Origin of the sequence: Gemmiger formicilis, from assembly GCF_016901605.1 — a bacterium.
Classification (GTDB): domain Bacteria; phylum Bacillota; class Clostridia; order Oscillospirales; family Ruminococcaceae; genus Gemmiger; species Gemmiger formicilis_B.
This window is the reverse complement of the sequence record NZ_JACJKP010000027.1, coordinates 1-21599: the sequence shown is the minus strand read 5'-3', so window position 1 is coordinate 21599 and position 21599 is coordinate 1. Positions and strand designations below refer to the sequence as shown.

Genomic DNA, 21599 nt, shown 5'->3' with positions numbered 1-21599 from the left:
AGATGTGTATAAGAGACAGTTCCAGGCCGGAACCGTTCAGCGGGGTGTAGACCAGCTTCAGGTCGGCAATGCCGGCGCCGTCGCCCACCCGCTGGGCATAGACCGCGTCCACAAAGGCGTCGATGCAGTCCTCGCCAATGGGGACGATCCGCCCGTCGGCCAGGGCGGTGTCGTAATCGACCAGTTTTACGCCGTCAAAAATATCCACCGCTTCAATGGCGGACAGGATCTTTTCGGCCACTTCCAGGGTGATCTGGCAGCCGTCGGCGCCGTAGACCTTGTAGCCGTTGTACTTGGCGGGGTTGTGGCTGGCCGTTACGCAGATGCCCGCGCCGCAGCCCAGGTACCGCACCGCCCAGGACAGGGCGGGGGTGGGCTCCAGCCGGGGGTACAGGCAGGCGGTAATGCCGTTGGCAGCCAGTACCCGGGCGGCTTCCCGGGCAAACAGATCGCCCTTGTGGCGGCTGTCGTGGGCAATGGCTACCTTTTTGGGCAGGTCGGTGCCGTTCAGGTAGTCTGCCAGGCCCTGGGTGGCCTTGCGCACGGTGTATACGTTCATCCGGTTGGTGCCGGCGCCGATCACGCCCCGCAGGCCGCCGGTGCCGAATTCCAGGTCCCGGTAAAAACGGTCATTGATGGCATCGGCGTCACCGGCAATGCCGCGCAGTTCGGCGGCCAGGTCCTCCGGCAGGCCGGGCTGGGCCAGCCAGGCCTTATAACGAGTTTCGATGGTAGACATGGATAAAGTCCCTCCTGATGATGATGGATGGGGGCAGCCCCCAGGAAATATTCCAGGTTACCGCCATTATACCACACAGGCGGGCCGCTGCACACGGTCCGCCTGTGGCTTTTTTGAAAAAAATCGGGGACCGATCAGCCGCGTACCGTCAGATTGGTGCGCAGCAGGATGTTCTCGGCGTTGTCGCCCAGCTGAATCTCAAAATCGCCGGGTTCCACACGCCAGACATAGTCGGGGCCCAGGGTGCGCAAAGCGCGGGTGCCCACCGGCAGGCTGACGCGGCGGCTTTCGCCGGGGGCCAGTTCCACCCGGGTAAAGGCGGCCAGCTGCCGTTCGGGTTTGACCACCGAGCTGAAATAATCCCGCACATACACCTGGGGAACCGCCACGCCGGGGCGTGTGCCGGTGTTTTCCACCGTGAAGGATACCTGCACGGTGTCGCCGGGGTCCATCTCGGTGCGGTCCAGGGTCAGGTCGCGGTAGGCAAAGGTGGTGTAGCTCAGACCGTAGCCGAAGGGATACAGGGGCAGCCAGTCCATCTCCACATAGCGCTTGCCGCCGCCGGGACGGCGGCTGTAATGGCAGGGCACCTGGCCCACGCTGCGGGGGAAGGTGATGGGCAGCCGGCCCGAGGGGCCCGCGTCACCGAACAGCACGTCGGCAATGCCGGCGCCGCCCTGTTCCCCGGGGAACCAGGCTTCCAGAATGGCGGGCAGGTGCTCGTTCTCCCAGTTGGCGCTTACGGGACGGCCGCTTTGCAGCAGCAGCACCACGGGGGTGCCGGTCTCGTAAACGGCCTTTACCAGTTCCAGCTGACGGCCGGGCAGGTCCAGGCTGGTACGGTCAAAGTTTTCACCGCTGGTCTCTTCGTTGTCGCCCATGCAGAGGATGGCCACATCGGCCTGGCGGGCGGCGGCCACGGCGGCGTCAAAGTCCTCCCGTCCGGCGCTGTAGCCGAAGATGACACGGGCGCCGCGGCGGTCGTTGGTAAATTCAATGCGGACCTTGTAGCGGTGGCCCGCTTCAAAGTGGAAGTCCAGGGCCCGGTCGGCGCTCTTGTCGGGGCCCCAGCCATCGATGACCAGTTCATCGTCGATGTACAGGCGCATGCTGTCCTGAGTGCTCAGGCCGATGCAGCCGTCCATGGTCTTGGGCATGCAGACGTAGCCGGTCCAGGCCACGCTGAAGCAGTGGGCGTCCAGTTCGGGGTGGGGCAGGGCGAAGATCCAGTTGAAGTTCACCGTGCGGTCGTTGCGGGTCTGCACGGGGGTGCCTTCGGGCCGGGGGCCGTTGTAATAGCGGCCGGTCAGACCGGCGTTGCCCTCCTCGTCCTGGAGCATACCGGGGTCAAAGGGATGCAGGGCCTGGCCCAGGAAGTTGCAGCCGCGGGCGTGCAGCACTTTGGTTTTGGGGCTGACGGCGGCTTTGATGCCGTCCAGCACGGTCACCTGGCCGGTGCGTCCCCGCGCTTCGGAGTAGTCGCCCAGGGCGGCCTCGTCGGCGCCGGGGCCGATAACGGCGATGCAGTCCAGGTCCTTGCGCAGGGGCAGCAGATCGTCGTTTTTCAGCAGTACCACGCTTTCCCGGGCAATGCGCCGGGCCAACTCCAGATGGTCGGGGCAGCGCAGCACCGTTTCGGCACGGCGTTCGTCGGTGTAGGGGTGCTCAAACAGGCCCAGCATGAATTTGACCCGCAGCACCCGGCGGCAGGCGGTATCCACCACCGAAACATCCATACGGCCGCTTTCCACCAGATGCTGCAGGGAGTCCTGCCATACATCGTGGGGGAAGTCGTACAGCTGCAGGTCCACGCCTGCTTCCACACCCAGGCGGATGGCTTCCTCCGGGGTGGGGGCAATGAAGTGCCAGTCATACAGGCGGGAAACGGCGGTCAGGTCGGTGCGCACAAAGCCGCGCATGCCGTATTGGCCGCGCAGTACGTCGGTGAGCAGTTCGTGGTCCATCGAAACAGGGATGCTGTCGATGGAGTTGTAGCTGCACATGGCGTCCACGGCGCCGCCGTCCCGGAAAGCCGCTTCAAACACCGGCAGGCAGTCGCTGAACACATCGTGGCGGCCCATGGTGCAGGGGGCGCAGTTCAGGCCGCCCACCGGGTTGCCGTAACCTACATAGTGCTTGGGCTCGGCGGCAATGGCATCGGGGGCGGTCAGGTCGTCGCCCTGCATGCCGCGCACCACTTCCCGGGCAAATTCGCCGCACAGGTGGGTGTCCTCGCCGTAGGATTCCTCCCCCCGGCCGTAGCGCGGGTCGCGGATCAGGTCCATGACGGGGCTGTAAGTTTCGTGGATGCCCATGGCGCGGGTCTCGGTGGCAATGGCATGGCCCATCCGGCGGCCCAGTTCCGGGTCAAAGGTGGCGGCCAGGCCGAGCTGCTGGGGGAAGCTGGTGGCGCGGTTGGTCATCAGACCGTGAAGGGCTTCCTCGCTGAACAAAAACGGGATGCCCAGCCGGGTCTTTTCCATGGCGTAGCGCTGCACCGTGTTGGCCTGGGCGGCGTCCATGCCGCGCAGCTGTACGCTGCCCACGCTGCAGCCCTGCAGCAGGGCGTCCAGCCGGTCCAGGTCCATGGCGGTCACCTGGCCGTTTTCGTCCTGGGCGGTAAAGTCGCCGGAGAAATACTGGTCGGTCTGCAAAATCTTTTCGCGCAGGGTCATCCGGCCCAGCAGGTCGTCAATGCGCTCTTCAATGGGCAGTTTTGCATCTTGGTAAGGGAACATCGAAAACATTCCTCCCATAAGGAATCAGGATTTGGTATTGGGCAGTTTGCGGCCGTTGACGGCCAGGTTGGCAAAGCCCAGCAGCCCGGCCAGCAAAAACAGGCAGGGGATGCTGCCGTTGCCAAAGACGGTTTCCAGCATGGGCTGCACGGTGGTGCCCACGCTGGCCATCAGGCAGGCGGCAATGCTGGCCGATGCCGAAGTTACGCTGATGTAGGTGGTCTTGGCGTTGGCAGGGCTGGAGGCAAACTGCAGGTTCATACTGGCAATGGTGGCGCCGCTGCTGCAGGCAGCGGTGGCGACCATCAGCACAGGAGCGGTAAAGGGGGCCCAGGCGGGGCGGATCAAGGCCCAGCCCAGCGTACAGGAAAGGTTGATGCCGGCGGTCAGCCAGATGACCCGGCGCCAGCCGGCGGCATCGGCCAGACGGCCCCAGTACCAGCTGCCGGCCATACCGGCTACCGCCGAAACCACGCCCACCGTGGTGATGAAGCTGTGGCTCAGCCCCAGCACCCGCAGTTGGTAAACCGAGAGGAAGGGTGTGGAAAGCCCGCCCGGCAGGCCGCCCAGAATACAGTAGAGCAGCAGCGGCCGGTAGGAGGCATCCCGCACGGGGCGGAGAATGTCGGCAGGGCGCACCTTGCTCACAAAGGCCACCGGGTTTTCATGGACCAGGGCCAGCAGTACGGCGTCGAAGAGGGCCAGCAGGGTGCAGACGATGCCGATGAGCAGGTAGCCGGTGTCGGGGTCACCGCCCCGGGTAAAGCGGTCCAGCAGGCGGCCCAGCACCAGGGTGGCGGCGCTGTTGACGCAGACGGCCGCAATGTCCTTGCGGGCAAAAAAGGCGCCCCGCCGCCCCTCCGGCGCCAGACCCAGCGTCAGGTGGGAAAGCCCCGGCGTGACCACGCCGGCCGCAAAAAAGGATACGGTGTAGAGCGCCAGCACTACCCACCGGGCCTGGCTGTGGCCCGGCACCGCCAGGGGCACCAGAAAGACCGCCGCCAGGGCGAACCGGTAGACCACGCACAACAGCCAGATGGACAGTTTGCGGTGGTGGATGCGCTCAAACAAAAAGGGGGAGAAAAACTGCAGTACGCAGCCCAGCTGGGGGATCATGGCCACAAAGGCGCAGAAAGAGATGGAAGCGCCCAGCTGGCTCAGGTAACCGGCCAGAAAGTTACCGGTACCCACCGAGTAGAGGACGGCGGCCACGGCGCCCTCGGTAATCAGGGCGTGGCGGCCGGCCTCCAGTTGTGTTTCGGTGGGTGGTTCAGGCGGAAAAAACAGTTGACGGAACAAGCCCATCGAAAGCCTCCCGGCGGTTTACTCCGCCCGGAGCTGCCGCCCGCGCAACAGATCGGCATACCGCACGATCAGTCGGGTCAGGTTGGGCAGTCCGCTCTCGCGGCTGACCTGGCGCCACTGGGCCAGGTAGAGGTGGTACCAGTGCTCCAGCCGGGCGGCCAGAGCCGGGTTTTCGGTGCGGGGTCCGGCCAGCCAAGCGCCGATCTCGTTCCAGATGGTCACGCTCTCGGCGGTGACGCTGGCCAGGCTGAGCATCTCTTTGCGGCCGGCGGGCATGGTGGGCGCACAGGCCAGCACCCGGGCCAGGGCATCGGCCACGGCGGCGTTGGCGGCGGGTACCTGGGTCAGGTCCAGCTCAGCCAGCAGCTCGGCGCGGCGTGCCTCGTCCCCGTCCATCCAGTTGACGGCATGCTGCCAGTCAAAGATCTCGTGGTCCGAAAGGTCGGTCATGGCGGCCATCAGCTGGCCGCTGGTGTCGCCGTACCCAATGCGGGAGACGGCCTCGTTCAGCTCGTCCATCTCCACCGGCTGGGCGTTCCAGCCAAAGGCGGCGCCGTACAAAATGCCGGGAATGGTCAGCCGCGGGTCGTTGATGTGGGCGTAGTCACCCCAGTCGGTGTTCAAAAGACCGATGGCATGGTACTTGTGGGCATGGTGGCACATGGCCCGGATGTTGGAGTAGGCGTACCGGTACAGGGGTACCCAGCGGTTCCAGGCGCAGACGCCCGGGCAGGCATACTGGGTGATGCCGCTGGCGGCAATATCCCGGATCTCGTTCTCCCGCTGGTTGGGCAGGTAGCCCCAGTTCAGGCAGATGGTCTCCTTGGGCAGTTCGGCGCAGCTCTGGGGGAACCGCCACATGATGTCGCCCCAGAACATGGGGATGCAGCCCTGGCTGACCAGGTACTCGCAAAGGGCTTTTACATGGCGGACGTAGAGGGCCTTCTCGCCCAGTTCGTCGGCAAGGGCCTTGCTGCGGCCTTTGCCCAGGTCGAAGGTCTCGTCGGCGCAGATGTTGAATTTGTTGGAGCGGAACAGCGGCCGGTATTCGTCGATGAGCTTCTTGATGAAGTCCAGCGCATCCGGATGGGAAACGTTCAGGGTATGGTGCGCCCCGGCATAGGTGTAGCTGTGGGGGATCTTTTCGGAATCCGGCAGCTCGCAGAGGTCGCAGCAGGTCTTGGTGGAAAGGATCTTGTACATGTGCCCGAACGTGGACAGGGACGGCACCAGCTCGATGTGGCGGGCGGCGCAGTAGGCGTCCAGTTCCAGGATGTCGTCGGCGGTCAGCGGGGTATCGTCCCGCCATGCTTCGGACAGATCGCGGAAGAGGTAGGTGTGCTCGATGTAGAGCTGCCACTGGTTGATCTTGTAGCGGCAGAGCAGGTCGGCCACCCGTTTGAGGTAGGCAAGGGTGGGTACCCGCCCGCGGGAGCAGTCCTGATAATACCCGCGGTTGAGCAGGTCGGGCCAGTCCTCCAGCAGGAGGGCGGGCAGCACGGCGCCTTTTTGCTCCAGATACTGGATCATGGTCTGCACACCGTTGCACAGGGCCTCATCGTCCCCGGCGGCAATGACCGCCCCTTCGGGGGTCACGGTCAGGGTGTAATGGGCGGCGGGCAGGGCGGTGTCGATGCAAAGGGCGATGTCGCCGGGGGCGGCTTCGCCGCGGCCCAGGGCCGGGCAAAGCCCGGCCTGGTCATGTACGGCGTCGCGCAGCATCTGCGCGTAAACCAGGGCCTCCGGCGCGGTGCCGGGGCGCAGAACAATGCGGGTATGCGGGGTCAGGGTCAGGGCTCCGGAACGGGCCTCGACCCGTTTGGGCTGCGGTAAAAATTCCATAGCCATAGGAAATATCCTCGCGGCCTTGCGGCCTGTTGTTGTGTGTGGGGCGCTGCGCGCTTACCGGATGCGCAGCGTCTTGATCTCGTACGGTTTGATGGTAAAGTGGATGCCGTCCGCTTCCACGGTGACCGGCTCGCCGTCCGGCTGCTCCATGCAGTCGCAGCTCACAGCCTCGGTCACGGGGCGGCCCCAGTGCAGCACGGTGTCGGTCAGGGCATTCTCGCTCTCGTACATACGCACGATGATGCCGTCACCGTCCTCGGCCTGCTTGATGGTCTCCACCACCACGTTGGGGGCAGCGCAGGCAGCCAGGCAGAAGGTGTCGCCCGGGGTGCCGCCCGCCACAGCCAGCGCCGGCTGGTTCAGGAAGAAGGCCTCCCGCACGGTGCCCGCGGCGCGCCAGGTCTCGGCGTGGGGGTACAGGGCGTAGGTGAAGTGGTGTACTTCCTGGTCGGTGGTGGGGTTGGGCTCAATGCCGGACTTGATCAGGGTCAGGCTGATACAGCTGTCCTTGACGGAGTGGCCGTACTTGCAGTCGTTCAGCAGGCTGACGCCGTAGTGACCTTCGGACAGGTCGGCCCACTTCTGGCCGCAGCTCTCGAACCGGGCGCGGTCCCAGCTGGTGTTGGTGTGGGTCTTGCGGGTCAGGTTGCCGTACTGCACCTCGAAGGTGGCCTCGTCGGTGTGCACGTTGCAGGGGAACTGCACCTTGAGCAGATGCTGGTGTTCCTTCCAGTCTACGGTGGTCACAAAGTCGATGCGGCGGATGTCGGCATAGAAGTGGATATCCTGGGAAATGGTGGAGTTGCTGAAGGCGCGCTCAATGTGCAGGGTGGCGCGCACCGGGCCCTGTTCGGTCCAGGTAAAGGCCTTCAGGTCGGTAACATCCCAGAATTTCTCGGTGTAGTAGATGTCGATGTCCCAGTTGTCGTAGTAGATGGGCTTGTCCTCGAACACCCGCAGCAGGTTGCCGGTCTTGCCGGCCTGCAGCACTTCGCGGCGGTTCTCTTTGTCGAACAAACCGGCAATGCCGCCCTGCTGGTCAAAGCGCACGGTGTAGAAGGGGGTCTCCAGGGTGTGGCCGTCTTCCGAGAGGGTGAACCGGGCGGGAGCGGCTTCGGCCTTGGCGGGCGCAAAGGTCTTGCGGCCCTTGCCGGGCAGGTTGGCCACAAAGGCCACCGCGCCCTCGGCGGTCTGCTGCACGGGGTAAATGTAACCGTCGTTGTCGGCCAGGGCAGCGGCTTTGCAGTCGCCCAGGGCCACCACGTCGTTGCGGGCAAAGCCGGTGGTGTTGTACACCGTCACACCCTCGCCGGCGGGGGTCAGGGCCGCCAGGCGCTCGTCGCGCAGGGTGCCGATCTCGGCTTCCATCTGCTCGTATTCCTTCTTGGTGACCTCGTACACCTCATGGATGGAGGAACCGGGCAGGATGTCGTGGAACTGGTTGATGAGGATGCCGTGCCACAGGCGGTCGATGGCCTCGGTGGGGTAGGCGACCTCGGGGGCGGCCAGTACGCTGAGCAGTTCCAGGTCCATCATGTGCAGCTCGGCCTTGCGGTTGGAGCGCTTGTTCCGGGCCATGGAGGTCAGGGTGCCGCGGTGATACTCAAAGTAGAGCTCACCTTCCCAGGTGGGCAGGCGGCGGTTGCCGGCAACACGGTCTTTCAGCTCATCAAAGAAGGTGCGGGAGAATACCTGCCGCACTTTGGGCAGACCTTCCACGCCCTTTTCCATACGGGTGGAAGTTTCCAGCATGGCGCGGGTGGGGCCGCCGCCGCCGTCGCCGTAGCCGTAGCAGACCAGGATATCGTTGTTGATGTCCTTCTGCTGGTAGCGGTGCCAGCCGCCGATGATGGCATCGGGGTGCAGCATGCCGTTGTAGGTGGTAAAGAAGTCCTTCTCGTCCTGGCCCACGCCCAGGGTGGTGACCAGGTGGGTCAGGATCTCGGTGCCGTCAATGCCGCGCCACATAAAGGTGTCGTAGGGCATTTTGTTGAACTGGTTCCAGGCCAGCTTGGTGGTCATGAAGTAGTCGATGCCGCACTTCTTCATGATCTGGGGCAGCGCACCGGAGTAACCGAACACGTCGGGCAGCCACAGGATGCGGTTGTCCAGGCCGAATTCTTCCTTAAAGAAGCGCTTGCCGTACAGGAACTGGCGGACCAGGCTTTCGCCGCTGGTCAGGTTGCAGTCCGCTTCTACCCACATGCCGCCTTCCGGTTCCCAGCGGCCTTCGGCCACCCGGGCCTTGATCTGCTCAAACAGCTCGGGGTAGCGCTGCTTCAGGAAGTAGTACAGCTGGGGCTGGCTGGACATGAACTTGTAGTTGGGGTATTCCTCCATCAGCTTCAGCACGGTGGCAAAGCTGCGGCAGACCTTTTCCCGGGTCTGGGCCACGGTCCACCACCAGGCCACGTCGATGTGGGTGTGGCCGATGCAGCTGGCGATCACTTCGTCGTGGCCGGCCAGATCGGTGTACAGGGCCTGGGCCAGGTACTTGCGGGCTTCGGCCACGCTGGCGTAGAAGCTTTCGTTGTAGGGGGTGCGCAGGTCCAGCAGGTTCACGGCCTCGTTGAGTACCCGCTCCAGATCCCGGCGGGCCTTGCCGTCCTCATCCAACCGCGGGAAAGCCTGCAGCGGCACCACCATATCGTAGTACAGCCCTTCGATCTCGGGATCCACTTCCCGCAGGTCCACGATCAGGTTGAACTCGGTGTGCAGGATGCCGGTGTAAGCCTGCAGTTCCAGGCGGTACTGGGTACCGGCCTTGGCGCAGCGGTCCAGCAGCACATCCCGGTGGTTCATGTCGATGCCCTGGGTCACCACGCCGTTCACAAACAGCAGGAACTGGGGGTTCTTGGCGTCGTCCCATTCGTCGATCTGGGTGCATACATGCATCCAGAGGGGCTTGCCCTCCATCTCGGCGGGGACCGTCACATCGGCGCGGAACCAGTAGTGCTTGTCGGGGCCGTACCAGTGCATGGTGCGGCAGTCAAAGGGTTCCCAGGGGGCAGCGTCCGCGTCGGCGTCCTCCGGCCGCAGGAAGTTGCCCGGTTTGTACAGCCAGTTGTCGGTGGGGAATTTCTGCTTTACGGACAGCTTCTGCAGTTCGGTGCAGATGCCGTTGATCCGTTTGTCAAGAAAATCAATAGTACGCATAGATTCTTTTTCCTTTTCAGTGTTTGGGGCGTGCCGGGGCGCAGTGCGCCCGGCGGCGCCGATCAATGGAATACATCGAAGCGGTAATCCTTATAGTGGAAGCCCAGCCAGCGGAAATCCACATCCCCGGGAAATTCGGGGGCCGGACGGGTCCGGAAATACCCGTTTTCCAGCGCCTGGGGGCGGGTGCGGGCGGTATGGATCAGCAGATCCTCCCACAGTTCCCGGCGGATGTCCGCGTACGCAGGCAGTTTGGCCAGATCCTGCTGTTCCAGCGGGTCGCGGCGCATATCAAACAGCAAAGTGTGGTCGCCGCAGGCGCTGTACACCAGCTTGAACCCGTCCCGCATGATGCAGAAGTTCACATCCAGGCTGTTGCCGTAGAAGGTGCGTTCCGCATAGGCATCGCGCAGGTCGATGCCCTCCGCCTGGGGCGGCGCCGGCACCCCGGCGATCCCCAGAATGGTGGTGTAAATATCCGAAAGCTGTGCCAGGGTATCCACCCGGCGGTTTACCGGCAATCCCCGGCCCCGGGGCGGCAGAATCAGGCAGGGCACATGGGCGGACCCTTCAAAGAAGAGGTTCTTCTGGGACATGTGATGGTCGCCCAGCATCTCTCCATGGTCGGAGGTGAAGATGACCCAGGTGTTCTGATCCAGGCCGTTTTCCCGCAGGCAGGCGAACAGCCGTCCCAGGGCGTAATCCACCTGGGTGATCATGGCGTAGTAGGCGCGCCGGGTGTTGGCCAGCTGCTGGGGACTGTACAGGTGTACGTCGGTGTTTTCGTAGCTGCCGGCCAAAAAGCCCTGGGGTGCGGCGGCCAGGTCCCGGGACCAGTCGCCGTAGATGGGCTCCGGCATGGGGATGCTGTCGTACAAATCCCAGAAATCCCGGCAGGGATCAAAGGGCGGGTGCGGCTTGGTAAAGCTTGTCCACAGGAAGAAGGGCCGCAGCGGGTCGCGCGTTTCCAGAAAATCGATGGACCCGTCTGCGATCCAGGTGGTAATGCTGTCCTTGGTGTCCACGGTGGAAAGGGCAGGGACCAGTTCGCATTCCATGGCACCGTGTACCTTGGGGCGTACCGTGCCGCGCTTTTCGCATTCCCGCAGGTAGTCAATGGGCAGGGTCATGCTTTCAAACCCGTAGCAGGCCCGCACCGGGTCAAAGTGCATTTTGCCCATGGCTTTGGTCTGGTAGCCTGCATCGGTCAGCAGGGCGGCCAGGGTCCGCCGTTCGGCGGTAGCCTGCCGCATGACCTGCTCATGGGTGGCATTGGTGACCACACCGCTGGCGTAGCCGGGCTGGCCGGTCATCAGCGTGGTGCGGGAGGGCACACAAAGCGGGCAGTCTGCGTAGCACCGGGTGTAGGCGGTGCCCTGGGTGTACAGATAATTCAGGTGCGGGGTGTAGATGCTGGTGTTGCCCAGCGCCTGAATGGTGTCGAACCGCTGCTGATCGGTAGTGATCAGCAGAATATTATCTTTCGGCAGACGGGTCCCTCCTTTCTCAGGCGGAGCGTGAACGCCGGAACTCAGAAAGAGTTGGCTTTGATGTAATCCAGCACCCGGTCCACGGTGGTGAAGGCCAGACCGGTGACGGTGTCGGCGCAGCCGTAGTAGACGGCGATGCGGCCGGTCTCGGCATCCGCCAGCGCCGCGCAGGGGAAGGTGACGTTGGGCACGTCGCCCATGCACTCATAGGGCATGTGGGGGGCCAGGATGTAGTCCTTGCCGCGGGCCTTGACCTTCCAGGGTTCGTCGATGTCCAGCAGGGCGGCGCCCATGCGGTACACATAGCCGTTGCAGGTGTTGATGACGCCGTGGTAGATCAGCAGCCAGCCTTCATCGGTCTCGATGGGAATGGGGCCGGGGCCGATCTTCAGGCTCTGCCAGGCGGACTCGTCGCCCTTGACGGCGCCCATCATGTAGCGGTGGCGGCCCCAGTAGATCATATCCTCACTCTGGCTGACGAAGATATCGCCAAAGGGGGTGTGGCCGGTGTCGCTGGGGCGGCTCATCATCATGTAGCGGCCCTGGATCTTGCGGGGGAACAGAACGCCGTTGCGGTTGTAAGGCAGGAAGGCGTTTTCCAGCTGGTGGAAGGTCTTGAAATCCTCGGTCCAGGCCAGGCCGATGGTGGGGCCATGGTAGCCGTTGCACCAGCTTACATAGTATTTGCCGTCCATGTAGCAGACGCGGGGGTCATAGCGGTATTCCCGGCTGGTGACCTCGGGGTCATCGCCCACCAGGTGGATGGGCTCGTCGTCGATGGTCCAGTGGATGCCGTCCTTGCTGAAGCCGGCAAAGATATCCATGCTGATGGACAGGCTGTCACAGCGGAACACGCCCGCAAAGCCGTCGCCAAAGGGCACCACGGCGCTGTTGAATACGCTGTTGGAGCGCTTGTTGCCGTCCCGGCCGATGATGGGGTTGCCGTCGTAGCGCCACAGCGGGGTGCGGGTCACAGCGGGCGGGTCCTGCCAGGGAATGTTGGGCAGTGCGTTACCAATGATTTTAGCCATACGATTACCTCCTGAATTTGGGGTGAAAGGTTATCCCACGATGCGGACCACCGGGGCAAACATCTGCTCATGCAGGCTGTCCAGGGCACGTTCGGGGTCGGTTTCTTCGGTGAGCCACAGGGTGTAGCGGTACTCGGCAAAGCCGGAGAGATCCAGCTTGAAGTTGGTCTCCCAGGTATTGTTCATCAGCCAGCTCCACACCGGGCGGTGGTTGTCCTCGGCGGCGCGTTCACACAGCCGGATGGGATGGTGCCGCAGTTCGCCGAAATAGTACAGCGGGGTGTCCATGGCAGCCAGCAGCACGCCGCCGCCTTCGCCAACCCAGGCCAGGCCGTCGTCGCTCATGCTGTACTCCATGTTGGTGCCGGGCAGCTGGTCCACGCCGGGGCGCATGGCCTCGCGGCCGCCCTTGCGCAGCCAAAGCTCGTGGTCCGGCAGGTCCAGGGTCAGGGGCAGATAGACGCTTTCAATGTCGGTGGAAAGGGTCTTGCCCAGTTCCAGCCGCAGGTCGATGCGGGGCAGATCCTCGTACAGTTTCAGCACCACATCGCAGTGCACGCTGCCGGTCATGGAACCGCGCAGCCGCAGGATGGTGAACACCGGGCCCCGTTCCTCGCAGACCACTTCCTCCAGCACGGCGGGGTACTGCTTGGCGTGCTGACCGCGGATGTTGCGGCCCAGCAGGCGGCGCTCCTCGTACACATCGGTGATGCCGGGGCGCACGGGGGTGCACTCATACACCGGTGTAAAGAAGGGTACGCCTTCCTTCGGCAGCAGGTCGCGGCCGCTGCGCTTGTCGTACAGGCGGCACAGGCCCTTGCCTACCTGATATTCCAGGCGGAAGAACTGGTTCTCGAACTCGTAGGGCAGGCGGTAGGTCACGGGATCAAAGTCGTTCACAATATCCCGGATGCGCTCGGCGCCCACATAGCAGTGGCGGGTGTTCAGCCGCTGTTCTTCGGCGGCTTTCTTATGATAAGTATACCGCTTTACCTCCCCGGGCGCAAAGGTATCCACGAAGGAAATGCGCCGTCCGCGGGGATGGGGGCTGACCTGGCAGCACAGTTCGCGGCCGTCCTCGGTGCGGATCACTGCGTCAGGCAGCCCGGCGGGCAGGGTTTCCACATAAAATTCCACCGCCATGGGGCCCTGGTGGGCGGTGGGGTTCTGCACACGGATGGCGCCGTCGGTGGCGTAGTAGCGCAGAATATCCCCCTGATCCCGGGCAATGCGGCCCAGCATGCGGGCGGCTGCCTCGTGGGCGCGGCTGGCGTAGCCGTTCTTGCGGCTGTCCAGATCCAGCACCATGGACTCGTAGGGATTGGTGATGCTGGCGGAATGACCCCAGGTGTGCTCGGCGTAGAGCAGCAGGCTGTCCTCGGCCTCACGGGTCAGGACGGGGTCGTGGGCCTCCAGCTGGGGGTCCAGGCGGCGGGCCAGTTCATAGCTGCGGCAGGCGTCCCGGTAATGCTTGACGGCATAGGGGGTGGAGCCCACGCCGTTGGCCCACCAGTCGTTCAGGTCGCCGTGGTAGACCGGCGCACCCTGCAGTTTGGGGGCAATGGCGGCGTACAGTTCCTGCAGGCTGACCATCCGCACCTCTACGGTGTCGCCGTACTTCTGGTTATAGCCCTGGATGGTCTGCAGGATCAGCGGCTCCGGCGGTGCGTTGTCGCTGAATACGCCCGATACCGACGCCAGAATGAAGTCGTAGGGGTAGCCGTTCTCCTCGCACTCGCTCAGGTAGTTGTCCAGGTTCTGGGCCAGGGCTTCCACATCATCCTGCGGGGCGGGGCCGCTGCCCAGACGGTCCTGGGTCATGAAGTTGGGAATGTGGTTGGGGCGCAGGCCCAGCACATTGCCCAGGTTGTAGTGCTCGCCGTTCCAGACCAGCATCCGGCGGCCGGCGGCATTCTCCCAGAAATAGGCGTTCTGGTTCTGGTACAGGGGGTACATGCCGTGGTGGCAGTGGATGTTGGTGTACAGGAACTGGATGCCGTTGTCCAGCATGGCATCACGCTGCCCCATGGACAGGCCGTTGATGTCGGCGCACATGGCGGTGTTCAGGGTGATGCCTGCCTGGGCAAACCGTTCCCGCCAGGCGGCCAGGCGGCGGGCAAAGATGCCGCAGTCCAGCAGGTCGGTGAAGTTCAGGTAGTTGGCCGAAAGCCCCAGGCGGCCCTCCGCGGCCAGATCCAGGAATTGCTGCTGTTCTTCGGGCGTGGCGGCCTTGAAGAACTCCTCCACACAGTAGAGGGTCTCGCAGTTCCAGCGGAAATCTGCATTGGCGGGGTCCTGCATCAGGCGCAGGGCACTGCGGATATAGTCCACCTGCAGGTCAATGACATGCTCCTGCAGATCGGTATAGCCGATATCGGTATGGGAATGGTGCACGGCATATACCGTGCGGATAGAATGCTGTTTCATGGGGCGCGGCCTCATTTCTTAAAATTTTGACACTGTGTTCATCAAAAAGGGCCGTCGCTCGGGCGGACCGGTGAAAACGCTGATCATGACAATACTTTGTTCGATCAAAAGGCGGCGATGCAATGGAATGCCGCTTCGTGTGTTTTCTCCTGCCCGCGCTGAGCGACGGCCTTACATGTAGAGGGGGGTGGGTTACGGATAAAGTTCAGTCGGTCTTATTCGGCGCTTTCGGCAGTGGCAGCACCGTTGGAGGCGATGAAGGCGTCGACCTGCTCCTGGCACTGGGCCACGATGTCGTCAAAGCCGGCGGCACGCAGCTCGCTCATGATCTGAGGTACGATCTCATCGGTGGGATGGGTGCCGGAGAGCAGTTCGCCCTTGTAGCGCTCGTAGATGGAGACGCAGTTGGCCAGCTGATCCTTGAAGTTGGTGGTGTCCAGAGTGAAGCCCAGCAGCACGGAAGCCTCGGCGTTCTCGTTCAGTTCCTTGACCTCGTCGTACTGGTTGAAGTCGAACTCGTCGCTGGGGGTAACGGTGAAGAAGCTGCCCTGGGTGTAACCGGCCATGGTCCAGTCAGCGTTGTTCTTGTGGACCCACTGCTTGGTGTCGTCGGTGTAATCCCAGTTCTCGCCCTGCACGCCGTAGTACAGCAGGTCGCGGACGTAGCTGTCGGTGTTGACCAGCTGCAGCAGTTCCAGAGCCTTCTCGGGGTGAGCGCAGTTGGCGGAGATGCAGTTCATGGAACCACGGACGGTGTCGTTGGAGATGATGGTGGGGCCCAGCTTGGTGGCAGCAGCCTCAACACCCATCTGGGGACCCCAGCTGGTGATGGCGGCGCCGGACCAACCCTGTGCTACGCTGCAGGGCTTGTAAGCGTTCTCTTCGGGCTTGGTGGCGGCATCGGAGTTGATGATGCCGGCCTGGTACCACTCATGGAAGGTGTCCAGAGAAGCCTGGATGTCTTCCTGTTCCAGAACGGGAACAACGGTGGCGGTGGTGTCGTTGTAGCGCACGCCGATGGGCAGCAGACCGGTGCCCATGTTGTCGTACTCAAAGGCAACCCAGGTGGCGCCGTTCTTGTTCATGGGGAAGGAAGCTTCGCCCTTGGTGTCCTTCATGGCGGCCAGGGTATCGGTCAGAGTGCCCAGGTCGGACATGGCCAGGGATTCGGGGATGGTGTAACCGGTGCCTTCGGCCAGCTCTTTGTCGAAGACCAGGTACTCGGAGATGGAGGAGTCTTTGTAGGTGGGCACGCCGTACAGCTTGCCGCCAACCTCACAGGCTTCCCAGTAATCTTCGGGAATGGAGGCGTACAGGTCGGGCGTAGCGGTCTTGGCCAGCTCGCTGATGTCGGCAAAAGCGCCGATGTGCACGTCGTTGACATAGGTGTTCATGTTGGTGAACAGGATGTCGTACTCACCGCTGGTGTTGACGATAACGTTGCGGCGGTTGTCCCAGTCGCCCCAGGAAACGACCTGAACGTCCAGGTTGACGCCGATCTTCTCTTCCAGGTAGGGGTTGATCTGTGCCAGCCAGGCATCGTAGTTGGTGGGCTGACCGTTACCAACGGTAACCCAGGTCAGGGTAACCACTTCATCGGTGGTGCCGGCGGTATCACCCGTCGCGGCAGCGGAGCTGCTGGTGGAACCGCCACAGGCGGCCAGGCTCAGCGACATCGCGCCGGCCATGCCCAGAGCAAGTGCTTTGTTGAGCTTTTTCATGTTGTTACTCCTTTTTTATAGTGTCGTTCCAAAACGGAAAACCATGGGATGTAAGGGGATCTTAGCCCTTGACGGCGCCGATCGTCAGACCGGAGATGAAGTACTTCTGGAAGAAGGGGTACGCGCAGGCGATGGGAATGACGATGACGACGGCGATGGCCATACGCACCGATTCAGAGGGCATCGAGTTGCGGTACTGCTGCAGGCTCAGGCCGGCAGAGGGGTTGTTGGCGATGTAGTCCAGGTTCTTCATCATGTTGTTCAGCAAGGCCTGCAGGCTGATCAGGTTGTTCTTGGAGATGTACAAGCTGGACTGGAACCAGTCGTTCCAGTAGCCGAAGGTCAGGAACAAACCGATGGTGGCGAACACAGGCTTGGAGATGGGCACCACGATGCGGCTGAAGATGGTCAGCTGGGACGCACCGTCGATCTTGGCGGACTCAATGATGGAGTCGGGGATCGTGGTGCGGAAGAAGGTCTTGGAGATAATGACGTTGAAGCTGGAAACGGCCAGCGGCAGGATCAGACACCAGAGGGTATCGTTCAGGTGGAGCATGTTGGCCACGACCACGTAGTTGGCAACCATGCCGCCGTTGAAGATCATGGGGATAAAGACCACCCAGTTGAAGAAGTTGCGCAGACGGTACTGCGGGCGGGAGAGCACATAGCCCATGCTGGTGGTCAGCAGAACACCCAGCACCGTGCCGATCACGGTGACGATCACGGAGATCAGCAGTGCGTGCGAGATGGTGCCGCGCTCGTTCCACAGGAACATGTAAGCGCTGTTGGAGAAGGTCTCGGGCCACAGGGCGTAGCCGTTCAGACGGATGGATTCCTCCGAGCTGACCGAGATCATCACCACGTAAAATACGGGGAACAGGCAGATGAAGGAGAGGATGGCGAACAGTACGTTGAACAGTGCGTTGGTCAGCGGCTTGATTTGGTTCATGTGCGCTGTAGCACGGGCTTCCTCCCGTTCCAGGGCCTTTTCTGCTTTGCGGGCCTGGCGTTTTTCGGCGAGTGTCATGTTGTTCCTCCTCCCTTAGATGATGGCGCTGTCGGCGTCCAGTTTGGACACGATGAAGTTGGCGACCAGAATGGTGATGCAGCAGCAGGCTGCCTGGAACAAACCGGCGGCAGCGGTCTGGCCGATGCTGGCCGAGCTCTGCAGGGCCTGGTAAATGAAGGTGTCAAAGGTGCTGGCCACGTTGTACAGCGAGGCGGGCACGCCCTGGGTCACCTGGTAGAACAGGCCGAAGTCGGAGTAGAAGATCTTGCCGATGTTCAGGATGAACATCATGATGATCATGGGTTTGATGGAGGGAATGGTGATGTACTTGGCCTGCTGCCACTTGGTGGCGCCGTCCAGGATGGCGGCTTCGTACAGGGTGTTGTCAATGCCGGTGATGCTGGCCAGGTAGACGACCATGTTGTAGCCCAGGCTCTTCCAGGTGGACATGAACGCCAGGATGAAGGGCCAGTACACGGGGGCGGAGTACCACATGACCTTTTCGCCGCCCAGAGAGGTGATGACGTTGTTGGCCAGGCCTTTGTCGGGGTTCAGGAAGGCGTACACAAAGTAGCTGACCACGACCCAGGACATGAAGTAGGGGAAGAACATCATGGTCTGGTAGCATTTGGAGGCCCGCTTGGAGTACAGCTGGTTGATCAGGATGGCCAGCGTGACGGGCAGCACCAGGTTGATGACGATGAACACCAGGTTGTAGAGGATGGTGTTGCGCAGCAGCATGCCGAAGGTGTTGCTGCTCAGGAAGAAGTTGAAATTCTTGAACCCGCACCATTCGCTCTGGAACAGGCTGGCCAGGAAGCCCTTGCCGGGGATCAGCTTGAAGTCCTTGAAGGAAATGATCAAGCCGAACATGGGCAGGTAGCAGAACACGGCAAACCAGATGGTGGCAGGCAGACCGAGCAGGGTCAGTTCAGTGTCGTCACGGGACCAGTGCTTGCGCTTGCGCCGTGGCTCGGCGGAACTTACGGTCTTCTCCTTATTCATGTGGGACGCTCCTTTCGATGAATTGCGCCGGCTTTCGATTGTATCATCGTTAACACGAGTTAACATGTTAAGGCGACGCTCTTTCGTTTGTTAACTCAATATTAACAGTCTGCCAGGACTTTGTCAACCGTCAAACTGCACAAGTTTCAAGACTTTTTGTTGACGTTGTAATTTTTTTGTGACATTTTCCAAAAAACGGGAAAGCTGTCTCATCGAAGGAGAAAATGGAGGTTAACTAATGTTAACAAATGTATTGCCTTTTGCCGGGCGGCGGAGTATACTGTATACATAGATAAGAAAAAAGATGGAGTGTGCCACCATGTGTAAACCAACCATGCAGGATATCGCGGACGCCTTGTCAACCTCGCGCGTTTCGGTGTGGAAGGCGCTGAACAACCGCCCCGGCGTTTCGGATGCGCTGCGCCAGCAGATCCAGGAAAAAGCACGTGAGATGGGTTATTTGCAGCAACCCGCCACGGCGCCGGCCGCGGAAAATCCCCACGGCCGCAACGTGGCGGTGGTGGTCTGCCGGCCGGAATCCTCGTTGTTCTGGATGCAGATCATCCATCAGATCGCCAAGGATTTGTCCTCGCAGAACGTTAACTTAATGTATACCTATTTACCTACCTCCTATAAAGAGGGGTATACGCTGCCCACCAGCCTGACGGACGGCTCGGTGGAAGGGATCATCGTGCTGAACGTGTATGCGGAGCCTGTTTTGCGGATGCTGGCCGACCTGCCGCTGCCCAAAGTCTACCTGGATACCATCCCCACCATGCCCTTTGACAGTTTACACGGGGATCTTTTGTTGATCGAAGGCCGCACCCCCATCCGGGAAATTACCGGGCGTCTGCTAGACCGCGGGCACACCAAACTGGGCTTTTTGGGGGACGTATACTACGCCCAGACCAACACCGACCGTTACCAGGGCTTTCTGGAAGCCTATGCCCAGCGGGGCCTGACCCCTGACCCGACTCTCTCCCTTACCGGTGCGCTGGGTCTGCGCACCCATTACGAGGAGATCAGCTATTTTCTGGAACATCTGGGCACCCGGCCGGACGGTTTTGTCTGCGTCAGTGACTATATCGCCCATTTTATCCAGCGTTACTTTGAGGAACACGGCATCGACCCGGAGGGCCGTATTGCGCTGACCGGTTTCGACAACAACGCCGAATACCTCAACGTTGCGGAACGCATCACCACGGTGGACGTGCGCCCCAAGACCCTGGGGGCCCGGCTGGCCAGCAAGATTTTGTTCCTGCTGGAGCATCCCGGTCTGGCCCAGGAGGTCAGCTATGTTTCTTCCGACGTGATCTACCGCGGCCTGCTGGCAGGCCACGGGGGAAAATGACCCCTCAGCGGTTGATCTCGATCAGGAACCGGCTGCTGCCGGCAGGGTAGTAGCTCTCGGTGTATTCAATGCACTGCCCGGCCCCGGTGCGCCCGGTGGAGGTAATAAAGATAGTGGGCTCAAAAGGGCTGATCTCCAGCCGGGCCGCCACCTCGGCGGGCGGGGGCACCACTTCCAGCTGGCGGCTGGCATGGCGCACCTCCAGCCCGCGGCTGGCCAGTACATCATAAAAGGAAAGATCGGTAAAATCCAGTTCCGCCATATCGGGGAACAGTTTGTGGGGCACATACAGCGTGGTGTACAGCACCGGCGCATTGTTGTGGTACCCTTCCAGATGGCGCAGCCGCACCAGCCGGGTCACTTTGGCCCCGGCGGGCAGCTCCAGCGCCCGGGCCACCGCTTCGGGGGCGCGTTCCAGGGCTATGTCCAGCACACGGGTGCGCATGGTGCGGTGGTTGCGCTCGCTCTCGGCGCGGTAGCCGGTAATAAAACTGGTGGATTCGTGGGTGACTTTGGGCTCGGTGACAAAGGTCCCCTTGCCCTTGATCCGCAGCAGGCAGCCTTCCCGGGCCAGCGTGTCCAGCGCCTGGCGCAGGGTGGGGCGGCTGACACCCAGCAGGGTGCACAGCTCGTTCTCGGTGGGGATCTGGCTGCCTACGGGATATTCGCCGGACTGTATGCGGCTGCGGATATAATCCGCGGCCTGTTCGTGTAGTGCTTTTGCCATCAGAAGGCCTCCTTCCGGGTGGCATGCGCCGCCTCAGTTGCGCACGCAGGCCACGATCATTTTTACTTCGGCACCGTCGGGTGCTTCAATGCGGTAATCGCCCGCCGCCTGGGGCAGGATGCAGGTTTCGGCATAGTGCAGTTCAAAGGGGGCAAAGGCGCCGTCCGGGCTGACCAGCCGGGCGCGGGCACCGTCCACCAGGTTCAGCACATGGACGCTGCCGTTGCGCGCTACCGTCACCGACGATGCGGTGGTGTAGCGGAAAGTATCGATGAATTCCCGCTCATGCAGGCCGGTGCGTTCCACCAGGGCGTTTTCGTCCTGATGCACCACGGTGGTCTGGCCTACCAGATTCTCGTGTACCCACTTGGTATCCCGGTCCCACTGGATGTTGGCCATGCCGTGATCCAGATGGATGGGGCGGGGCTTGCCGTCCAGGTCCAGACGTCCCCAGTCCCACAGCTTGAAGGTAAAGATGTAGGGCGTGGCGCTGATCTCCAGCACCATGGTGCCGGCGCCGGAGCAATGGGTGGTACCGGCGGGAATCAGGATGTGGTCGTGCTTTTTCACCGGGATATGGTTGATGTATTTTTCGGCAGGGAACGGTGCTTCCCCGGCCTGGGCACGGCGCAGGTCCGCTTCCATGGCGGCGGGGTCCACCCCTTCCCGCACACCCAGCCAGACCGAGGAACCTTCCTGGGCGTCCAGGATGTAGTAGCTCTCGTCCTGGGTGTAATGCATGTTGAAATTCTGCTGGATGTACTCGGTCAGCGGGTGGACCTGCAGGGAGAGGTTCTGCCCGTTGATGGTGTCCAGCATATCAAACCGGATGGGGAACTCCTTGCCGAAACGGGCATGGACGCGGTCGCCCAGCAGGGCCCGGGGCTGCTGCAAAACCAGGTTCAGCGCCGGGGTCTGGATCAGGTGGCCGCCAAAATCCAGTAGCAGGCTGTTTTCTTCGGGTACGCCGTCAAAACTCCAGGCATAGTTGCTGCCGTTTTCCGGCAGTTCAAAATGGTCCTTCATCCAGTTGCCGCCCCAGACGCCCGGGT

The 21599-nt window shown here is 62.2% G+C and carries 13 protein-coding genes and 1 pseudogene; 1 reads left to right on the top strand and 13 read right to left on the bottom strand.

Annotated elements, in window-relative coordinates; translation table 11 throughout:
* The 11 genes and pseudogenes from H6B10_RS03680 to H6B10_RS03630 form a co-directional block, all read right to left on the bottom strand.
* Nucleotides 1–739 (bottom strand): annotated as a pseudogene (locus H6B10_RS03680) (phospho-sugar mutase); the annotation flags it as partial.
* A gap of 134 nt (nucleotides 740–873) precedes the next feature.
* Nucleotides 874–3477 (bottom strand): glycoside hydrolase family 3 C-terminal domain-containing protein, encoded by a 2604-nt coding sequence (locus H6B10_RS03675; RefSeq protein ID WP_204649747.1) that lies wholly within the window; start codon nucleotides 3475–3477, stop codon nucleotides 874–876.
* A gap of 24 nt (nucleotides 3478–3501) precedes the next feature.
* Nucleotides 3502–4782, bottom strand: coding sequence for an MFS transporter (locus H6B10_RS03670; protein ID WP_204649744.1), 1281 nt, complete (start codon nucleotides 4780–4782; stop codon nucleotides 3502–3504).
* Nucleotides 4783–4800: 18 nt separating this feature from the next.
* Nucleotides 4801–6630, bottom strand: coding sequence for a glycoside hydrolase family 20 zincin-like fold domain-containing protein (locus H6B10_RS03665; RefSeq protein ID WP_204649741.1), 1830 nt, complete (start codon nucleotides 6628–6630; stop codon nucleotides 4801–4803).
* Nucleotides 6631–6684: 54 nt separating this feature from the next.
* A complete protein-coding gene (locus H6B10_RS03660; RefSeq protein ID WP_207751566.1) occupies nucleotides 6685–9786 on the bottom strand; it encodes an alpha-mannosidase in 3102 nt (1033 codons plus the stop codon).
* 62 nt (nucleotides 9787–9848) lie between these two features.
* Nucleotides 9849–11252: a sulfatase-like hydrolase/transferase gene (locus H6B10_RS03655; protein ID WP_345941700.1), complete on the bottom strand. Its 1404-nt coding sequence runs from the start codon at nucleotides 11250–11252 to the stop codon at nucleotides 9849–9851.
* A 65-nt stretch (nucleotides 11253–11317) separates the two neighbouring features.
* Nucleotides 11318–12307: a glycoside hydrolase family 130 protein gene (locus H6B10_RS03650; RefSeq protein ID WP_204649738.1), complete on the bottom strand. Its 990-nt coding sequence runs from the start codon at nucleotides 12305–12307 to the stop codon at nucleotides 11318–11320.
* 30 nt (nucleotides 12308–12337) lie between these two features.
* Nucleotides 12338–14734, bottom strand: coding sequence for a hypothetical protein (locus H6B10_RS03645; protein WP_204649735.1), 2397 nt, complete (start codon nucleotides 14732–14734; stop codon nucleotides 12338–12340).
* A 215-nt stretch (nucleotides 14735–14949) separates the two neighbouring features.
* Entirely contained in the window at nucleotides 14950–16455 is a 1506-nt protein-coding gene (locus tag H6B10_RS03640) for an ABC transporter substrate-binding protein (RefSeq protein WP_204649733.1), read from the bottom strand.
* Between the two features lie 61 nt (nucleotides 16456–16516).
* Nucleotides 16517–17482 (bottom strand): carbohydrate ABC transporter permease, encoded by a 966-nt coding sequence (locus H6B10_RS03635; RefSeq protein WP_204649731.1) that lies wholly within the window; start codon nucleotides 17480–17482, stop codon nucleotides 16517–16519.
* A gap of 15 nt (nucleotides 17483–17497) precedes the next feature.
* Complete coding sequence (locus H6B10_RS03630) at nucleotides 17498–18469, bottom strand: ABC transporter permease (RefSeq protein WP_204649729.1); 972 nt, start codon at nucleotides 18467–18469, stop codon at nucleotides 17498–17500.
* Nucleotides 18470–18788: 319 nt separating this feature from the next.
* On the opposite strand from H6B10_RS03630, the gene H6B10_RS03625 reads away from it, so the two are divergent.
* A complete protein-coding gene (locus tag H6B10_RS03625) occupies nucleotides 18789–19820 on the top strand; it encodes a LacI family DNA-binding transcriptional regulator (protein ID WP_204649727.1) in 1032 nt (343 codons plus the stop codon).
* Between the two features lie 4 nt (nucleotides 19821–19824).
* Here the strand turns inward: H6B10_RS03625 and H6B10_RS03620 are convergent, their stop codons facing one another.
* Both H6B10_RS03620 and H6B10_RS03615 read right to left on the bottom strand, forming a co-directional pair.
* A complete protein-coding gene (locus tag H6B10_RS03620; RefSeq protein ID WP_204649726.1) occupies nucleotides 19825–20547 on the bottom strand; it encodes a GntR family transcriptional regulator in 723 nt (240 codons plus the stop codon).
* A gap of 33 nt (nucleotides 20548–20580) precedes the next feature.
* Nucleotides 20581–21599: class I mannose-6-phosphate isomerase (locus tag H6B10_RS03615; RefSeq protein WP_204649724.1), on the bottom strand; the 1019-nt coding region annotated here is incomplete at its 5' end.